The 15,059-nt window shown below is 63.7% G+C and carries 15 protein-coding genes and 1 riboswitch; of the genes, 8 read left to right on the top strand and 7 right to left on the bottom strand.

The genetic code is table 11. The features are described from left to right. Position 1: 1 nt before the first annotated feature. From V6L75_RS06170 to V6L75_RS06145, 6 genes are all read left to right on the top strand, one after another. Positions 2-1,651 carry a GMC family oxidoreductase gene (locus V6L75_RS06170; RefSeq protein WP_334250644.1) on the top strand — a complete coding sequence of 550 codons (1,650 nt, stop codon included), beginning with the start codon at positions 2-4 and terminating at the stop codon, positions 1,649-1,651. Positions 1,652-1,892: 241 nt separating this feature from the next. Further along, positions 1,893-2,678, top strand: a complete 786-nt coding sequence (cobF, locus tag V6L75_RS06165; RefSeq protein WP_334250643.1) for a precorrin-6A synthase (deacetylating) — start codon at positions 1,893-1,895, stop codon at positions 2,676-2,678. Continuing rightward, on the top strand, positions 2,675-4,027 hold the full coding sequence (gene cobG, locus V6L75_RS06160; RefSeq protein ID WP_334250642.1) for a precorrin-3B synthase: 1,353 nt from the start codon (positions 2,675-2,677) through the stop codon (positions 4,025-4,027). The genes cobF and cobG overlap by 4 nt, the downstream gene beginning before the upstream one ends. Positions 4,028-4,037: 10 nt before the next feature. After that, positions 4,038-4,670, top strand: a complete 633-nt coding sequence (locus tag V6L75_RS06155; RefSeq protein WP_334250641.1) for a precorrin-8X methylmutase — start codon at positions 4,038-4,040, stop codon at positions 4,668-4,670. Beyond that, positions 4,667-5,410, top strand: a complete 744-nt coding sequence (locus V6L75_RS06150; protein ID WP_334250640.1) for a precorrin-2 C(20)-methyltransferase — start codon at positions 4,667-4,669, stop codon at positions 5,408-5,410. Before V6L75_RS06155 ends, V6L75_RS06150 begins: the two co-directional genes overlap by 4 nt. Next, positions 5,407-6,171, top strand: a complete 765-nt coding sequence (locus tag V6L75_RS06145) for a precorrin-3B C(17)-methyltransferase (RefSeq protein WP_334250639.1) — start codon at positions 5,407-5,409, stop codon at positions 6,169-6,171. The genes V6L75_RS06150 and V6L75_RS06145 overlap by 4 nt, the downstream gene beginning before the upstream one ends. Here the strand turns inward: V6L75_RS06145 and V6L75_RS06140 are convergent. Next, on the bottom strand, positions 6,135-6,905 hold the full coding sequence (locus tag V6L75_RS06140; RefSeq protein ID WP_334250638.1) for a cobalt-precorrin-6A reductase: 771 nt from the start codon (positions 6,903-6,905) through the stop codon (positions 6,135-6,137). The genes V6L75_RS06145 and V6L75_RS06140 overlap by 37 nt on opposite strands. On the opposite strand from V6L75_RS06140, the gene cbiE reads away from it, so the two are divergent. Further along, positions 6,898-8,169 carry a precorrin-6y C5,15-methyltransferase (decarboxylating) subunit CbiE gene (cbiE, locus tag V6L75_RS06135; protein ID WP_334250637.1) on the top strand — a complete coding sequence of 424 codons (1,272 nt, stop codon included), beginning with the start codon at positions 6,898-6,900 and terminating at the stop codon, positions 8,167-8,169. The two genes, V6L75_RS06140 and cbiE, sit on opposite strands and share 8 nt — an antisense overlap. Beyond that, positions 8,169-8,933 (top strand): precorrin-4 C(11)-methyltransferase, encoded by a 765-nt coding sequence (cobM, locus tag V6L75_RS06130; protein ID WP_334250913.1) that lies wholly within the window; start codon positions 8,169-8,171, stop codon positions 8,931-8,933. Before cbiE ends, cobM begins: the two co-directional genes overlap by 1 nt. Before the next feature lie 83 nt (positions 8,934-9,016). On the opposite strand, the gene nrdF is transcribed toward cobM, so the two are convergent. The 6 genes from nrdF to dapB all read right to left on the bottom strand — a co-directional run bounded on the left by nrdF (position 9,017) and on the right by dapB (position 15,059). Next, a complete protein-coding gene (gene nrdF, locus V6L75_RS06125) occupies positions 9,017-9,991 on the bottom strand; it encodes a class 1b ribonucleoside-diphosphate reductase subunit beta (RefSeq protein ID WP_334250636.1) in 975 nt (324 codons plus the stop codon). Positions 9,992-10,017: 26 nt separating this feature from the next. After that, positions 10,018-12,222, bottom strand: a complete 2,205-nt coding sequence (nrdE, locus tag V6L75_RS06120) for a class 1b ribonucleoside-diphosphate reductase subunit alpha (RefSeq protein WP_334250635.1) — start codon at positions 12,220-12,222, stop codon at positions 10,018-10,020. Beyond that, positions 12,216-12,614 carry a class Ib ribonucleoside-diphosphate reductase assembly flavoprotein NrdI gene (gene nrdI, locus V6L75_RS06115; RefSeq protein ID WP_334250634.1) on the bottom strand — a complete coding sequence of 133 codons (399 nt, stop codon included), beginning with the start codon at positions 12,612-12,614 and terminating at the stop codon, positions 12,216-12,218. The genes nrdE and nrdI overlap by 7 nt, the downstream gene beginning before the upstream one ends. Before the next feature lie 22 nt (positions 12,615-12,636). Further along, positions 12,637-12,858, bottom strand: a complete 222-nt coding sequence (gene nrdH / locus V6L75_RS06110; protein WP_334250633.1) for a glutaredoxin-like protein NrdH — start codon at positions 12,856-12,858, stop codon at positions 12,637-12,639. Between the two features lie 288 nt (positions 12,859-13,146). Then, a riboswitch (cobalamin riboswitch) is annotated at positions 13,147-13,361 on the bottom strand. Between the two features lie 233 nt (positions 13,362-13,594). Further along, positions 13,595-14,215, bottom strand: a complete 621-nt coding sequence (locus tag V6L75_RS06105) for a 2,3-bisphosphoglycerate-dependent phosphoglycerate mutase (RefSeq protein WP_334250632.1) — start codon at positions 14,213-14,215, stop codon at positions 13,595-13,597. Between the two features lie 31 nt (positions 14,216-14,246). Continuing rightward, positions 14,247-15,059 carry a 4-hydroxy-tetrahydrodipicolinate reductase gene (dapB, locus tag V6L75_RS06100; RefSeq protein ID WP_334250631.1) on the bottom strand — a complete coding sequence of 271 codons (813 nt, stop codon included), beginning with the start codon at positions 15,057-15,059 and terminating at the stop codon, positions 14,247-14,249.

Below are 15,059 nucleotides of genomic sequence, written 5' to 3'. Positions count from 1 at the left end.
CATGAGCACTGAAACAGGAAACGGGCTGACCCGCCGCAGCTTCATCGGCAAGGTTGCGGTCGCCAGCGGGGTGCTGGTGCTGGCCAACGGTCTGCCGGGCGCATCCATCAATACCGCCGAAGCCCTGGACGGCAGCTTTGACTATATCATCTGCGGGGCGGGCAGCGCAGGCTGCGTGCTGGCCGCAAGGCTCAGCGAAACGGGGGCAAAGGTTCTGCTGATCGAGGCGGGAGGCCCCGACAACAGCGAAGCCATCTCCACCCCTGTCCGGCTGATCGAGCTGTGGCGTTCGGAATATGATTGGGCCTACCGCACGGTTCCGCAGAAACATGCGAACGGACGGCGGATCGACTGGCCGCGCGGCAAGACGCTGGGCGGATCGTCCTCGCTCAACGGCATGATTTATGTGCGCGGCGCGCCCACCGATTATGACCGCTGGGCCTCCTTCGGCAACGAGGGCTGGGCGTGGAAGGACGTGCTGCCCTATTTCCTCAAGTCCGAGGATTACGATGGCGAGGCCTCGGCCTATCACGCCAAGGGCGGGCCGCTGCATGTGCAGTCGAAGATCACCCCGCACCCGGTCTGCAAGGCCATGCGCGATGCGGCCATCGAGGCCGGGCACGCGGACAATCCGGATTGCAACGGCGAAAGCCAGATGGGGGCAGGCTACTGCCACCTCAACATCAAGGACGGCAAGCGCCAGTCCACAGCGGTTGCCTTCCTGCGCCCGGCGCTGGAGCGGCCGAACCTGACGCTCATCACCAATGCCCGCGTGCTGAAGGTGGAGATCGAGAACGGCCGCGCTACCGGCGTCACCTACATGCAGGACAGCAAGACCCATACGGTCAAGGCGGCAAAGGAAGTAGTGTTGACGGGCGGTGCCATAGAAAGCCCGCGCATGCTCATGCTCTCCGGTGTTGGCCCGAAAGCGCATCTGGAAGAGATGGGCATCGAGGTGAAGCTGGACCTGCCGGGTGTTGGCGAAAACCTGCATGACCACACTCTGCTGCCGGTCATCTGGGAAGCTTCCCAGCCCGTCCCGCCGCCGCAGGACCCGGGGCTGACCGTGCTGCATGTGCAGCTCTTCGCCAAGACGAAGCCGGATCTGCCGGAGCCGGACCTGCAGCCGCTCGGCTTCCACGTGCCCACCTATGTGGAAGGGCAGGATGCCTCGGTCAGCAATGCCTTCACCTTCAACGCTGGCGGCGTGCGGCCGGTTTCGCGCGGCACACTGCGGCTGTCCTCGGCCGATCCGGATGCGGAATTGCTGCTGGACCCGAACCTTCTCTCCGCGAAGGAAGATGTGGACGCCCTCGTCCATTGCATCCGCCTGCTGCGCGAGGTGGCGGAACAGCCGTCGATGAAGGCCTGGGTGAAGCGGGAAATCTATCCGGGGCCTGATGCCCAGTCGGATGAGGCGCTGGCAGACTATGCCCGCTCGGCGCTGGTGACCTATCACCACCAGTGCGGCACCTGCAAGATGGGTGAGGATGAGCTGTCGGTCGTGGATGCGCAGCTGCGCGTGCGCGGGATTGACGGCCTTCGCATCGCCGATGCCTCGATCATGCCCGATGTGACGACCGGCAACACCAATGCGCCTGTCATCATGATTGCCGAAAAGGCCGCCGACATGATCAAGGCAGATGCCTGATCTGCCGGCTTGAAGCCATGCCCGGCGCCCCGGCTGCAGGAGACTGCGGCCGGGGTTTTTGTCTTCCGGCAAGCCTGTTGGCCAAAAGGAGGAAACTGCCGCAGGCCTTGCGGCTGGCCTTCGGGACTGTGGCAGGCTAATGTCGCGGCTCAGGGTGCAGGCAGAGCCATGTACCCCTTGGAACTTCCCGCGGGACCCATATAGGGACGCGGACCGGGAGCGCTGGGCGCACGGGGGAATGATGGCAAGACGCATTCGTGTCATCGGGATTGGCGCTGGCAATCCCGAGCACCTGACTATTGAGGCGGTGAACGCCCTCAACACCTGTGACGTGTTTTTCATCCCCGTGAAAGGCGAAGAGAAGACCTTTCTGGCCGGGCTTCGTGAGGAAATCTGCGCCCGTTTCATCAAGGGAAAGCAACCGCGCCTGATCCATTTCGACATTCCCGCAAGGCGGCAGGACGGAGCCTATGCGGGTGCCGTCAAGGACTGGCACGAGGCGATTGCCGCGATCTACGAGCGGCTGCTGAGCGAAGAAACCGGGGCGGATGAAACCGCCGGGCTGCTCGTGTGGGGTGACCCCATGCTTTATGACAGCACCATCCGGATCATCGAGCATGTGCGTGCCCGCGGCCATGTGGCCTTTGAGTATGACGTCATTCCCGGCATCAGCAGCCTGCAGGTGCTCTGCGCAAGGCATCGCATTCCCCTGAACCGGATCGGCGAGCCTGTGCAGATCACGACCGGCCGGAGGCTGGCTGAAGGGTGGCCGCAAGGCGTGAACGACGCTGCCATTATGCTCGACGGTATTCAGGCCTATGAGACCGTGGCAGACCCGGATGCGGAAATCTTCTGGGGGGCCTATCTGGGCACCAGCATGGAGACCGTGCTGTCAGGGCGGCTGGGCGACATTGCGCCAGACATTTCAAGGGTCCGGGCTGCGGCGCGGGCTGAACATGGCTGGATCATGGATACCTACCTGATCCGCCGCAAGGCAGGTCCGGAAGACGGGGAGGCCCAGCCGTGACCCAGCCGGAAACCTCCTGCAGCGCCTCTGGAGCTGCACCCCGATTTCCCGTCAGGCGCGGGGCCTGCCCTTCGCTTGTGAATCCCATGCCGACCGGGGACGGTCTGCTCGTCCGGCTCCGTCCTGCCGCTGCCGGTCTGACGCCCGGGCAGTGGGGCACCCTTGCGGATCTGGCCAGGACATTCGGCAATGGCTTGCTGGATGTCACCGCACGCGGCAATCTTCAGATCAGGGGGCTCGCGCATCAGGATGCCGCGCAGCAGCTTTCGGCGGAGTTGTCTCGGGCCGGCATCGAAATCCGCTCCGGTACGGCGGTGGAAACGCCGCCGCTGGCTGGGCTGGATTGCGCCGAAGTTGCCGATGCATCGGGGCTCGCGGACCAGATCCGCGATGCGATCCGCCAGCATACACCCGCACTCGCGCTTGCGCCGAAGCTGGCCATCACCGTCAATGGCGGCGGCCTGTTCAATCTGTCAGATGCCATTTCCGACCTGCGCCTTGATGCCGTCCGGCATGGGGGCCAGGTGCTCTGGCGCATTGCTCTTGCCGGTGATGCGCGGACGGCAAGGCCGGTTGCGCTGGTGGATGAAGCGCAAGCCGTCAGCCATGTCATCGCCCTGCTTGAGCTGCTCCACGCGCAAGGCAGCGCCAGCCGCGGGCGTGACATTGCAGCGCTTGTGCCAGCGTTGGACGAAGCGTGTTTTCCGGCGGAGCTGACGGCTGGCCCAGTCAATCCCGCAGGCGTGATCCGCAATGGCAGCTCTGCCGTGCTCGGGCTCCGGCTGGCGTTTGGCCGCATGCATGCCGGTGAGCTGGAGAGCCTGATGGCTGGCCTTTCCGGCCTCGGCGCAACGCAAGTCCGGCTGGCTCCGGACCATGCGCTTCTGGTGCTGGGGCTCCCGGATGGCGCCATCCCGGCCGCAGCAAGGCTTGCTGCAGAGCAAGGGTTCATCACCCGCCCTGACGATCCGATGAATTCGGTCTCGGCCTGCCCGGGAACAGGCTTTTGCGCGGCAGGACGTCTCGACACGCAGGAACTTGCCGGACTACTGGCCTCACAGGCGCCGGATTTGCTGGATGGCTCATGCACGGTGCATCTCTCCGGCTGCACCAAAGGATGCGCGCACCCGTCCCCTGCTCCGCTCACGGTTACAGGTACAGACGCAGGTCTGCGGATTGTACTGGCCGGGCGGGCGGGAGATGCTGCGGATCTCAATATATCTCTGGAGGAATTCCGGGCTCTGCTTCCGGCCTTGCAGCAAGGCATTGCGCAGCACCGGCAGGCAGGGCAAACCGCAGCGCAGGCCCTCAGCCTGAGCGGGGCTGCCATCTTCGGCATGGCGCCCTGAAGGAAAGGACATGATGCACTACGACTACATCAAGGACGGAACGGCGATTTACGAGAAGTCCTTCTCGATCATCCGGGCAGAAGCGGACCTGTCGCGGTTCTCCGAAGCTGAGGCGGATGTTGCCGTGCGCATGATCCACGCTTGCGGTCTGGTGGAAGCGGGCCGGGAGTTTCATTTCTCACCGGATTTCGTGTCTGCGGCACGCGAAGCGCTGCTGGCTGGAGCGCCAGTGTTCTGTGATGCGGAAATGGTGGCACGCGGTGTCACGGCGGCCCGTCTGCCGGCCAGTAACGAGGTGATCTGCACCTTGCGCGATCCGCGCACGCCTGAGATTGCAGCTGAAATCGGCAACACCCGTTCGGCAGCGGCGATCCGGCTCTGGCTGGACCGGATGGCTGGCTCTGTTGTGGCCATAGGCAATGCGCCCACTGCCCTTTTCTTTCTTCTTGAGCTGCTGCGCGACGGCGCGCCGAAGCCGGCCGCGATCCTTGGCATGCCGGTCGGATTCGTCGGTGCTGCCGAATCCAAGGATGCGCTGGCTGACAATTCCTATGGCGTACCTTTTGCAATTGTCCGTGGCCGTCTTGGCGGCAGCGCGATGACCGCAGCTGCCATCAATGCTCTTGCGAGGCCCGGACTGTGACAGCCCAGAATACCTTGACCGGCAGGCTTTATGGCGTCGGCACCGGCCCCGGTGACCCGGAACTGATGACCGTCAAGGCCGTACGTATATTGGGTGAGGCGGATGTGATCGCCTGGTTCGCCAAGGCCGGGCGCACCGGCAATGGCCGCCGCATCGCGGACAGCATGATCCGGCCGGGCGTGGAGGAGCTGCCGCTTTACTATCCGGTCACTACGGAAATCGACAAGCACGAGGAGGCCTATACCTCCTGCCTTGAAGCCTTCTACGAGGAATCGGCAGAGGCCATCGCCGCCCATCTCAGTGCAGGGCGGACGGTCGCGGTTCTGTCCGAGGGCGATCCGATGTTCTACGGCTCCTACATGCACATGCATGTGCGGCTGGCGGACAGGTTTGACGTAGAGGTCATTCCCGGCATCACGGCGATGTCCGGCTGCTGGTCGCGCACCGGCGTTCCCATTGCGCAGGGCGATGATGTGCTGTCCGTGCTTCCGGGCACCATGGCAGAAGCGGAGTTGCAGCGCCGGCTCGCCGATACGGAAGCGGCGGTGATCATGAAGATCGGCCGGAACCTGCCGAAAGTCCGGCGGGCGCTGGCGGCTTGCGGACGCCTTGATGACGCCATCTATGTGGAGCGCGGCACCATGGCAGCAGAAAAGGTGATGCGCCTTTCTGCCAAGCCGGATGACGCGGCGCCCTACTTCTCGCTGGTGCTGGTGCCGGGCTGGAGCGGACAGCCGTGACCGGCCGTCTCTATGTGATTGGCACCGGGCCGGGAAATCCGGACCAGATGACGCCGGAAGCTCAGGCTGCCGTTGATGATTCAACGGCTTTCCTCGGCTATCTGCCCTATCTGGAGCGGCTCACCCTGCGCCCGGACCAGATGCGGATCGCCTCGGACAACCGGGAAGAGCTGGCCCGTGCCCGCGATGCGCTGGAGAGAGCTGCCAGGGGCGAGCGGGTCTGCATGGTCTCCGGCGGGGACCCGGGCGTCTTTGCCATGGCGGCTGCCGTGTGCGAGGCCATCGAGCATGGGCCGGACGGCTGGAAGCAGGTCGATCTCGTCATTGTTCCGGGCATCACCGCCATGCTGGCCGTTGCAGCCCGGATTGGCGCGCCGCTCGGCCATGACTTCTGCGCCATCTCCCTTTCCGACAATCTGAAGCCTTGGCCGCTGATTGAAAAGCGGCTGCGTCTTGCCGCTGAGGCCGGGTTTGTCATGGCCTTCTACAATCCGGTCAGCAAGGCGCGGCCCTGGCAGCTGGACCGGGCTTTCGAGCTGTTGCGCGGCGTGCTCCCGCCTCAGACGCTGGTTATCTTCGGCCGCGCTGCGGGGCGTCCGGATGAACGGATCGTGGTGGCGCCGCTTTCTGAGGCCAAAGCAAGCATGGCGGATATGGCCACCTGCGTCATCATCGGCTCGGAAGAGACACGGCGCGTGCCACGCGAGGGCCGCCCGGATCTCGTCTATACGCCGCGCTTTTCTGGCGGAGGCAGCAGGTGATCAATCAGGCGCAAGGCTTCCCCGGCAGTGCCTGCGGTGAGGGCCGCTGCCGTGCTGCTGCGCTCGACCATGATGACCTCAAGCCCCAGCTGGCGCGCTGCCTGCAGCTTGGCAAAGGTGGCCTTTCCGCCGCTGTTCTTGCAGATGATGACGTCAATCCGGTGCTGCCGCAGCAGTTCCAGTTCCTCGTCGAGGCCAAAGGGCCCGCGGCCCAGAATGCAGGTGGCATGGGGAACGGTGAGCGGCGGATCGACCGGATCGACGCTGCGCACCAGATAGACATGCTGGGGCGCGCTGTTGACCGCCGCAGCTTCCTGCCGGCCGGTTGCCAGAAACACACGCCGCTGGTCCGCTCCCAGCGCCGCAACGGCCTCCGGCACCGTCTGGACGCTGGTCCATCTGTCACCCTCCTGCGGCACCCAGGGCGGGCGTTCGACTTTCAGGAGCGGCAGGCCAAGGCGCGCCGCCGCCTCAGCAGCGTTGTGCGAGATGCGCGCTGCAAAGGGATGGGTAGCGTCGATCAGAAGGCGGATGTTTTGCCGTCTCAGATAGTCCGCAAGCCCATCGGCGCCACCGAAGCCGCCGGAGCGGATGTGGCCGGGCAGGGCTGCCGGATGCTGCGTGCGGCCTGCAAGCGACAGTGTAACCGACAGGTCAGTGCGCAGGACAAGCTGTTCCGCCAGTGCCCGCGCCTCCGCCGTGCCTGCCAGAATGAGGATATGACTTTTGTCCAAGCGTGATCTCCCGCCGTCTCCCCGGCATCCCTGGCTGACCATCATCGGCATCGGTGAGGATGGTTTAGCGGGCATTGGCGAGGCTGCCAAGGCAGCGCTCGCAGCGGCGGAGGTGGTCTTTGGCGGTGTCCGGCATCTCGATCTGGCCGGGGCTGCGATCACGGGCGAGGCCCGGCCCTGGCTCAGTCCGTTCGAGCGCTCGGTGGAAGCGGTTGCTGCCGAACGCGGGCGGGCGGTTGTTGTTCTGGCTTCCGGGGACCCGTTTCTTTATGGCGCAGGGGCGACATTGGCGCGGCGGATACCGGCCAGAGAGATGCGGGTCATTCCGCACCCGTCTTCCTTCAGCCTGGCCGCGTCACGCCTTGGCTGGGCTCTGGCGGAGACGGTCTGTGTGTCCGTGCATGGCCGCCCGGTGGAGCTGATCCGTCCGCATCTCCACCCCGGTGCCCGCATAATTGCGCTGACTTCGGATGAGCACGGACCTGCCGCCATCGCAGGTCTTCTGAGCGGGGATGGCTTCGGCGCCTCGCAGGTTCATGTGCTGGAGGCGCTCGGCGGGGACAGGGAGCGCATCAGCTGCCAGAGGGCAGAGACGTTTGCTCCTCAGGATTTCCATGCGCTGAATGTCTGCGCCATCGAGGTGCTGGCAGGTTCTGGTGCGCGGGTGCTGCCCTATGCGCCGGGTTTGGATGACAGCCTGTTCGAGCATGATGGCCAGATCACCAAGCGTGAGGTCAGGGCGCTGACCCTCTCCGCCCTTGCCCCCCGGCGCGGGGAACTGCTGTGGGATGTTGGCGGAGGTTCCGGTTCGGTCAGCATCGAATGGATGCTAGCGGATGCTTCGCTCAGGGCCATTGCCATCGAAAGCGAGGGCGAACGCGCCTCCCGCATCCGCCGCAATGCCGCAAGCTTCGGCGCGCCCGGCCTGCAGGTCATTGAGGGTGAAGCGCCAGCAGCGCTCGCGGATCTGCCTGCACCCGATGCCGTGTTCGTTGGCGGTGGCGGCACGAACCCCGGTGTCATGGATGCGGTCATCGAACGGCTGAAGCCCGGCGGCCGGCTTGTGGCCAATGCGGTGACGACAGAGATGGAAGCCGTGCTTCTTGCCCTGCATGCCCGCAACGGCGGCTCGCTGACGCGCATTGAAATCGCCCGCGCCTCACCCATCGGCTCGATGCACGGCTGGCGGCCGGCCATGCCCGTTACCCAATGGAGCTGGGCGAAGCCCCCGGTGGATGAAAGCCCAAGCAAAGAGGAAGAATGATGAAGGTCCATTTTATCGGCGCAGGCCCGGGCGCGGCTGATCTGATCACCGTCCGGGGGCGCAGCCTGATCGAAAGCTGCCCGGTCTGCCTTTATGCCGGGTCTCTCGTCTCGGAAGAGCTTCTGTCTTTCTGCCCGAAAGGTGCGCGGATCATCGACACGGCGCCGCTGTCGCTGGACGAGATCGAGGCCGAGTTCCTGCGTGCTTCTCAAAACGGGCAGGATGTGGCCCGCCTGCACTCCGGCGACCTCTCGGTCTGGAGCGCGGTGGCCGAGCAGATCCGGCGGCTGGACCGGCTGGGCATCGGCTACACCATGACGCCGGGCGTGCCTGCCTTTGCGGCGGCTGCCTCGGCCCTCGGGCGCGAGCTGACGATCCCGGCGGAGGCCCAGAGCCTTGTCCTCACCCGTGTGTCTGGCCGGGCCTCGCCCATGCCGGAGGGGGAAACGCTCGACCGGTTCGGCGCCACCGGCGCGACGCTGGCGATCCACCTCGCCATCCATGCGCTCGACAAGGTGGTGGCGGAGCTGACCCCTCTTTACGGAGCGGATTGCCCGGTTGCCATTGTCGTCAAGGCGTCCTGGCCGGATGAACGGATCGTCTCCGGCACGCTGGCGGATATCTGTGCCAAGGTGGCGGAAAACCCGATCGAGCGTACGGCGCTGATTTTCGTCGGCCGCGGGCTTGGCGCGAAGGAATTCCGCGAAAGCGCGCTTTATGATCCGGCCTATCAGCGCCGCTTCAGGGGCCGGGAGGGCTTGTGACGCCGCAAGCGTCAGCTTGAAAAAAGAACAGGGCCTCACGCGCAAGCGTAAGGCCCTGAAATCTGGCTGGCTCTGGCCGGGTCTCAGAAATCCCAGTCTTCGTCTTCGGTGGCCACGGCCTTGCCGATGACATAGGACGAGCCGGAGCCGGAGAAGAAGTCGTGGTTCTCGTCGGCATTCGGCGAAAGGGCCGAGAGAATTGCCGGGTTCACCTTGCAGGCTTCCGCCGGGAACAGGGCTTCGTAGCCGAGGTTCATCAGCGCCTTGTTGGCGTTGTAATGCAGGAACTTCTTCACGTCTTCGGTCAGGCCCGCACCGTCGTAAAGGTCTTCGGTGTAGCGGGTCTCGTTGTCGTAAAGCTCCAGCAGCAGATCAAAGGCGAAATCCTTGATCTCCTGACGGCGGGCTTCCGGCTCCCGCTCCAGCGCACGCTGGAATTTGTAACCGACATAATAGCCATGCACCGCCTCGTCGCGGATGATCAGGCGGATAAGGTCCGCCGTGTTCGTCAGCCTGGCGCGGCTCGACCAGTATATCGGCAGATAGAACCCGGAGTAAAACAGGAAGCTCTCGAGGAAAACCGAGGCTACCTTCTTCTTCAGCGGATCGCCGCTCGCGTACTGTTCCATGATCAGCGCGGACTTGCGCTGCAGGAACTCGTTCTCCTCCGACCAGCGGTAGGCCTCGTCCACGTCCGGCGTCAGGCAGAGCGTGGAGAAGATGGAGGAATAGGAGCGCGCATGCACCGCTTCCATGAAGGAGATGTTCGACAGAACCGCCTCCTCATGCTGCGTCACGGCGTCTTCCATCAGCGTCACCGCGCCAACGCCGTTCTGGATGGTGTCCAGCAGGGTGAGGCCGGTGAAGACGCGGATGGTCAGGCGCTGCTCTTCCGGGCGGAGGGTCGCCCAGGACTGGATGTCGTTGGACAGCGGAACTTTCTCGGGCAGCCAGAAATTGCCGGTCAGGCGGTTCCAGACTTCCAGATCCTTGTCGTCCTCCATGCGGTTCCAGTTGATGGCGCGCACGCGGGAGGCGGGCTTGATGTGCATGTTCATGATGCTTTCTCCACGGACAAGACAGCTTACAGGGTGCAGGACACGCAGCCCTGAACCTGCGTGCCGTCCAGAGCCATCTGGCGCAGGCGGATGTAATAGATGGTCTTGATGCCCTTCTTCCAGGCGTAGATCTGCGCCCGGTTGATGTCGCGGGTCGTGGCCGTGTCGCGGAAGAAAAGCGTCAGCGACAGGCCCTGATCCACGTGCTGCGTGGCTGCGGCATAGGTGTCGATGATCTTCTCCGGCCCGATCTCGTAGGCATCCTGATAGTAGTCGAGGTTCTCGTTCGACATGTAGGGCGCCGGATAATAGACGCGGCCGATCTTGCCTTCCTTGCGGATCTCGATCTTCGACACGATCGGGTGGATCGAGGAGGTCGAGTGGTTGATGTAGGAGATCGAGCCGGTGGGCGGCACGGCCTGCAGGTTCTGGTTATAGAGCCCGCCTGCCATCACCTCGGCCTTGAGGGTGCGCCAGTCGTCCTGCGTCGGGATATGGATCCCGGCGTCGGCGAAAAGCTGTGCCACCCGCTCCGTCTTCGGCGCCCAGACCTGATCTGTGTACTTGTCGAAATATTCGCCGGAAGCATACTTGGACTTCTCGAAGCCCTTGAAGCTGCGGCCCTTTTCGACAGCCAGACGGTTCGACGCACGGATGGCGTGATAGGTTACGGCGTAGAAGTAGATGTTGGTGAAGTCGATGCCTTCTTCCGAGCCGTAGAAAATGCGCTCGCGGGCGAGATAGCCGTGCAGGTTCATCTGACCAAGGCCGATGGCATGGCTCTCCGCATTGCCGCGGGCGATGGAGGGCACGGAGGTGATGTTGCTCATTTCGGCAACCGCCGTCAGGGCGCGGATGGAGGTTTCGACCGTGCGGCCGAAATCATCCGAATCCATCGTTTTGGCGATGTTCAGCGAGCCGAGATTGCAGGAAATGTCCTTGCCGAGGTGCGAGTAAGACAGGTCCTCCTCATAGAGGCTGGCCTCGCTCACCTGCAGGATTTCCGAGCACAGGTTGCTCATGGAAATGCGGCCGGCAATCGGGTTGGCGCGGTTCACCGTGTCCTCGAACATGAGGTAAGGATAGCCGCTCTCGAACTGGATCTCGGCAATGATCTGGAAGAACTCGCGGGCCTTGATCTTGGACTTGCGGATGCGCGCGTCCTCGACCATCTCGCGGTACTTTTCCGTGACCGAAATCTCGGAGAAGGGCACTCCGTAGACCCGCTCCACGTCATAGGGCGAGAACAGGTACATGTCCTCGTTGTTGCGGGCGAGTTCAAAGGTGATGTCCGGCACGACGACACCCAGCGACAGGGTCTTGATGCGGATCTTCTCATCCGCGTTCTCGCGCTTGGTGTCGAGGAAGCGCATGATGTCCGGGTGGTGGGCGTTGAGATACACCGCTCCCGCGCCCTGACGGGCACCCAGCTGGTTGGCATAGGAGAAGCTGTCTTCCAGCAGCTTCATCACCGGGATGACGCCGGAAGACTGGTTCTCGATGTGCTTGATGGGCGCACCCGATTCGCGCAGGTTCGTCAGGCACAGGGCTACGCCGCCGCCGCGCTTGGACAGCTGCAGCGCCGAATTGATCGACCGGCCGATGGACTCCATGTTGTCTTCGATGCGCAGCAGGAAGCAGGACACCAGCTCGCCGCGGCTCTTCTTGCCCGCGTTGAGGAAGGTCGGCGTTGCCGGCTGGAAGCGGCCGGTGATGATCTCTTCCATCATCGCCATGGCAAGGGCTTCGTCGCCGCGTGCCAGCGCCAGCGCCACCATGCAGACGCGGTCTTCGTAGCGCTCCAGATAGCGCTTTCCGTCAAACGTCTTCAGCGTATAGGACGTGTAATACTTGAAGGCGCCGAGGAAGGTCGGGAAGCGGAACTTCTTCGCATAGGCAGCGTCGAACAGGTCGCGCACGAATTCGAAGGAATACTGTTCCAGAACCTCGGGCTCGTAGTAGCCCTCGGTGACCAGATAATCGAGCTTCTCCTTCAGATTATGGAAGAAGACCGTGTTCTGGTTCACGTGCGAGAGGAAATACTGGCGAGCGGCCTCGCGGTCCTTCTCGAACTGGATCTTTCCCTCATCATCATAGAGGTTCAGCATCGCGTTCAGCGCGTGATAGTCCAGCGCCGTGGACTGACGGGCATTGCTGCCGCCGGAAGCCGGGGCAACGGCTGCGGAGTGGGTCTTTGCGCCCGCGTCCTGCGGGGAATCCGTGTCTAGCATGTCCAAAACCGTTCCAGTCCGAGGGTGACGTTCCCGACATCTTCCGCCGTGCCCAGAAGCTCGAACCTGTAGAGGAACGGCACGTTGCACTTGGCGGAAATGATGTTGCCGGCGATGGCATAGCCTTCGCCAAAATTGGTGTTTCCCGCAGCAATGACGCCGCGTAGGAGAGTGCGGTTCTGCTCCTCGTTGAGAAAGCGGATCACGGGCTTGGGCACCGCGCCCTTCGGGGTGCCGCCGCCATAGGTCGGTGTCACCAGCACGAAGGGCTCGCTTACGAGGGGCACGGGCGCACTGGCGTCCACGGGCAGGCGGATGGCGTCCATACCCAGCTTCTCAACGAAGCGCCGGGTATTTTCCGAAGTGCTGGAAAAATAGACGAGCCTGGCCATGGTGCATGCGCCCTTCAGTGTTTCAGGCGAGGCCGCCGATCAGGTCCGGGCGGAAACCGGCCCAGTGGTTTTCGCCGGCAACAACCACCGGCACCTGGCGGTAGCCAAGACCGGTCACATAGTCATAGGCCGCCGTATCTTCGGAGATATCGACCAGCGTGTAGTCAATGCCCTTGCGCTCAAGGGCGCGAGTGGTGGCATTGCACTGGACGCAGGCGGGCTTGCTGTAGACGGTGACGGTCATCGGTCGTTCCTCGTATGACGGACGTAACAAAGGGTTCGGCCACGCGTCTGCGCAGCCGGTATCAGATGAAAACTCAAGGACAAATTTACGCGCCCCAACCAGATAGTGTCCGGCGGAACGGTGGAAACAGGCCGCGGGCAACTACCCGGGCGGAAACTCGTAAACGGCTCTCTTCATCATGCCTGCACCCCGAAGCACTGCTGCCGAAGCAGATGGCGCTGGCCAGAGGGAGCGGACAGCCCGGCATAACCGGACATGAACTGACCACACCCCTCCGGCACCCCGCCGGTGGACGTTACGTTCAAGGCAGGTCTCCTGGCTCACGGGTCATCACGCCGCCCCGCCTTCCCAGGCCTTGCGGCCAAGTGGCAGAATAGGACGAACGCTCTCCGTTCACAGTTGCGGGGGCAGCCTGGGAATTGCCGGATTTCCGCCGGTTTCACCCTGTTCCCGTCTTAGCTCATCGGCGTTTCCGCCAGAGAACCCTGAACAGGAGTCAACATAGCGGAGATTCGATTTTTATCAATCCCTATGTGAAATGGCGTCGGATACCCACAAGATGTAGTGATCCGGCTCAAAGCCAGCACGGCCGGAAAATGGCGGAAATCTGCGAAAGAGCGCTTCAGACCATGAAAAAGGGCACCCCTTTTGAGGGTGCCCTCGATGGCAAAATTGTGTTTTCCGGGGATCAGTGCACGCCAGATCTTGATACCTCTGGACTCAGCTGACCGGGGCTTCAGTCAGCCAGATCCTCGACGCTTGCCACCTGGCCGTCTTCATCAAGACGGTAGACGACTGGTGCGCCGGTGCCCAGTTCGCGCTTGAGGATCTGTTCCGGCGTCAGCTTTTCCAGTTCCATGATCAGCGCGCGCAGGGAGTTGCCGTGGGCGGCAACGATGACGCGGGTGCCTTCCATGACGCGCGGCAGGATCTCGGCGCGGTAATAGGGCAGAACGCGCTCGGCGGTCATCTTCAGGCTTTCGCCGCCCGGAGGGGGCACGTCGAAGGAGCGGCGCCAGATGTGCACCTGCTCTTCACCGAACTTCTCGCGGGCTTCATCCTTGTTCATGCCGGTGATGTCGCCGTAGTCGCGCTCATTCAGGGCCTGATTGCGGATCGTCTCCAGGCCCTCCTGGCCGAGTTCGGCAAGGATGAGCTTCAGCGTGTGCTGCGCACGGGTCAGGTCCGAGGTGAAGGCGACGTCGAACTTCAGCTTCATGTCGCGCAGCTTGCCGCCGGCGGCCTTGGCTTCACCGATGCCCTGCTCAGTCAGGTCCGGGTCCTTCCAGCCGGTGAAGAGGTTCTTGAGGTTCCATTCGCTCTGGCCGTGGCGGACGAGCACCAAGAGACGTTCCATGCACCGATCTCCTTGAATTTCTGAATTTGTGTCAGTCGTTGAGGCCGAGCACGTCGGCCATGGAGTAAAGACCCGGCTTGCGGTCACGCGCCCACAGGGCTGCCCTGACTGCACCACGGGCAAAGATCTGGCGGTCTTCCGCCTTGTGGGTCAGTTCGACCCGCTCACCCTCACCGGCGAGGATGACGGTGTGGTCGCCGACGACAGACCCACCGCGCAGGGTGGCGAAACCGATGGTGCCGGCCTCACGCGGGCCGGTATGCCCGTCGCGCACCCGCACCGAATGCTCTGCAAGGCCGATGCCGCGCCCTTCGGCCGCAGCCTCGCCCAGCAGCAGCGCCGTGCCGGAGGGTGCATCCACCTTGTGGCGGTGATGCATCTCGACGATTTCCAGATCGTAATCGGGGCCAAGGGCTGCAGCGGCCTTCTTCACCAGCGCCGCCAGCAGATTGACGCCAAGGCTCATGTTGCCGGACTTGACGAGCCGGGCATGGCGGGCGGCGGCTTCCAGCTTCGGCTGGTCCTCGTCCGTCCAGCCCGTGGTGCCAATCACATGCACGATGCGCGCCTGGGCGGCGAGTTCGGCAAAATGCAGGCTGGCCTTGGGAGCGGTGAAATCCAGCACGCCTTCGGCGGCAGCAAAAGCGGTCAGCGGATCATCCGTCACCTTGACGCCGAGCGGGCCGAGACCTGCCAGCTCACCTGCATCTTTCCCCAGAGCAGGAGAGCCTTCCCGTTCGATGGCGGCGGCGAGCACGCTGCCTTCCATGGCGGTGATGGCGCGCACAAGGGCCTGGCCCATCCGGCCCGCAGCCCCGACGACGACAAGACGCATCTGGCTCAT

The sequence above is a fragment of the Pannonibacter anstelovis genome (assembly GCF_036881715.1).
In the GTDB taxonomy this organism is placed as follows: Bacteria; Pseudomonadota; Alphaproteobacteria; order Rhizobiales; family Stappiaceae; genus Pannonibacter; species Pannonibacter anstelovis.
The sequence above is the reverse complement of the archived record's forward strand: the minus strand, read 5'-3'. Positions and strand labels throughout refer to the sequence as shown.

Coding starts and splice junctions, on each gene's coding strand:
- cobF (WP_334250643.1), top strand. CDS start 1,893: ATGGCAAGACGCATTCGTGTCATCGGGATTGGCGCTGGCAATCCCGAG.
- nrdH (WP_334250633.1), bottom strand. CDS start 12,858: ATGACCGTCACCGTCTACAGCAAGCCCGCCTGCGTCCAGTGCAATGCC.
- V6L75_RS06170 (WP_334250644.1), top strand. CDS start 2: ATGAGCACTGAAACAGGAAACGGGCTGACCCGCCGCAGCTTCATCGGC.
- V6L75_RS06105 (WP_334250632.1), bottom strand. CDS start 14,215: ATGGAACGTCTCTTGGTGCTCGTCCGCCACGGCCAGAGCGAATGGAAC.
- dapB (WP_334250631.1), bottom strand. CDS start 15,059: ATGAGCCAGATGCGTCTTGTCGTCGTCGGGGCTGCGGGCCGGATGGGC.
- V6L75_RS06155 (WP_334250641.1), top strand. CDS start 4,038: ATGATGCACTACGACTACATCAAGGACGGAACGGCGATTTACGAGAAG.
- nrdE (WP_334250635.1), bottom strand. CDS start 12,222: ATGCTAGACACGGATTCCCCGCAGGACGCGGGCGCAAAGACCCACTCC.
- cobM (WP_334250913.1), top strand. CDS start 8,169: ATGAAGGTCCATTTTATCGGCGCAGGCCCGGGCGCGGCTGATCTGATC.
- nrdI (WP_334250634.1), bottom strand. CDS start 12,614: ATGGCCAGGCTCGTCTATTTTTCCAGCACTTCGGAAAATACCCGGCGC.
- nrdF (WP_334250636.1), bottom strand. CDS start 9,991: ATGAACATGCACATCAAGCCCGCCTCCCGCGTGCGCGCCATCAACTGG.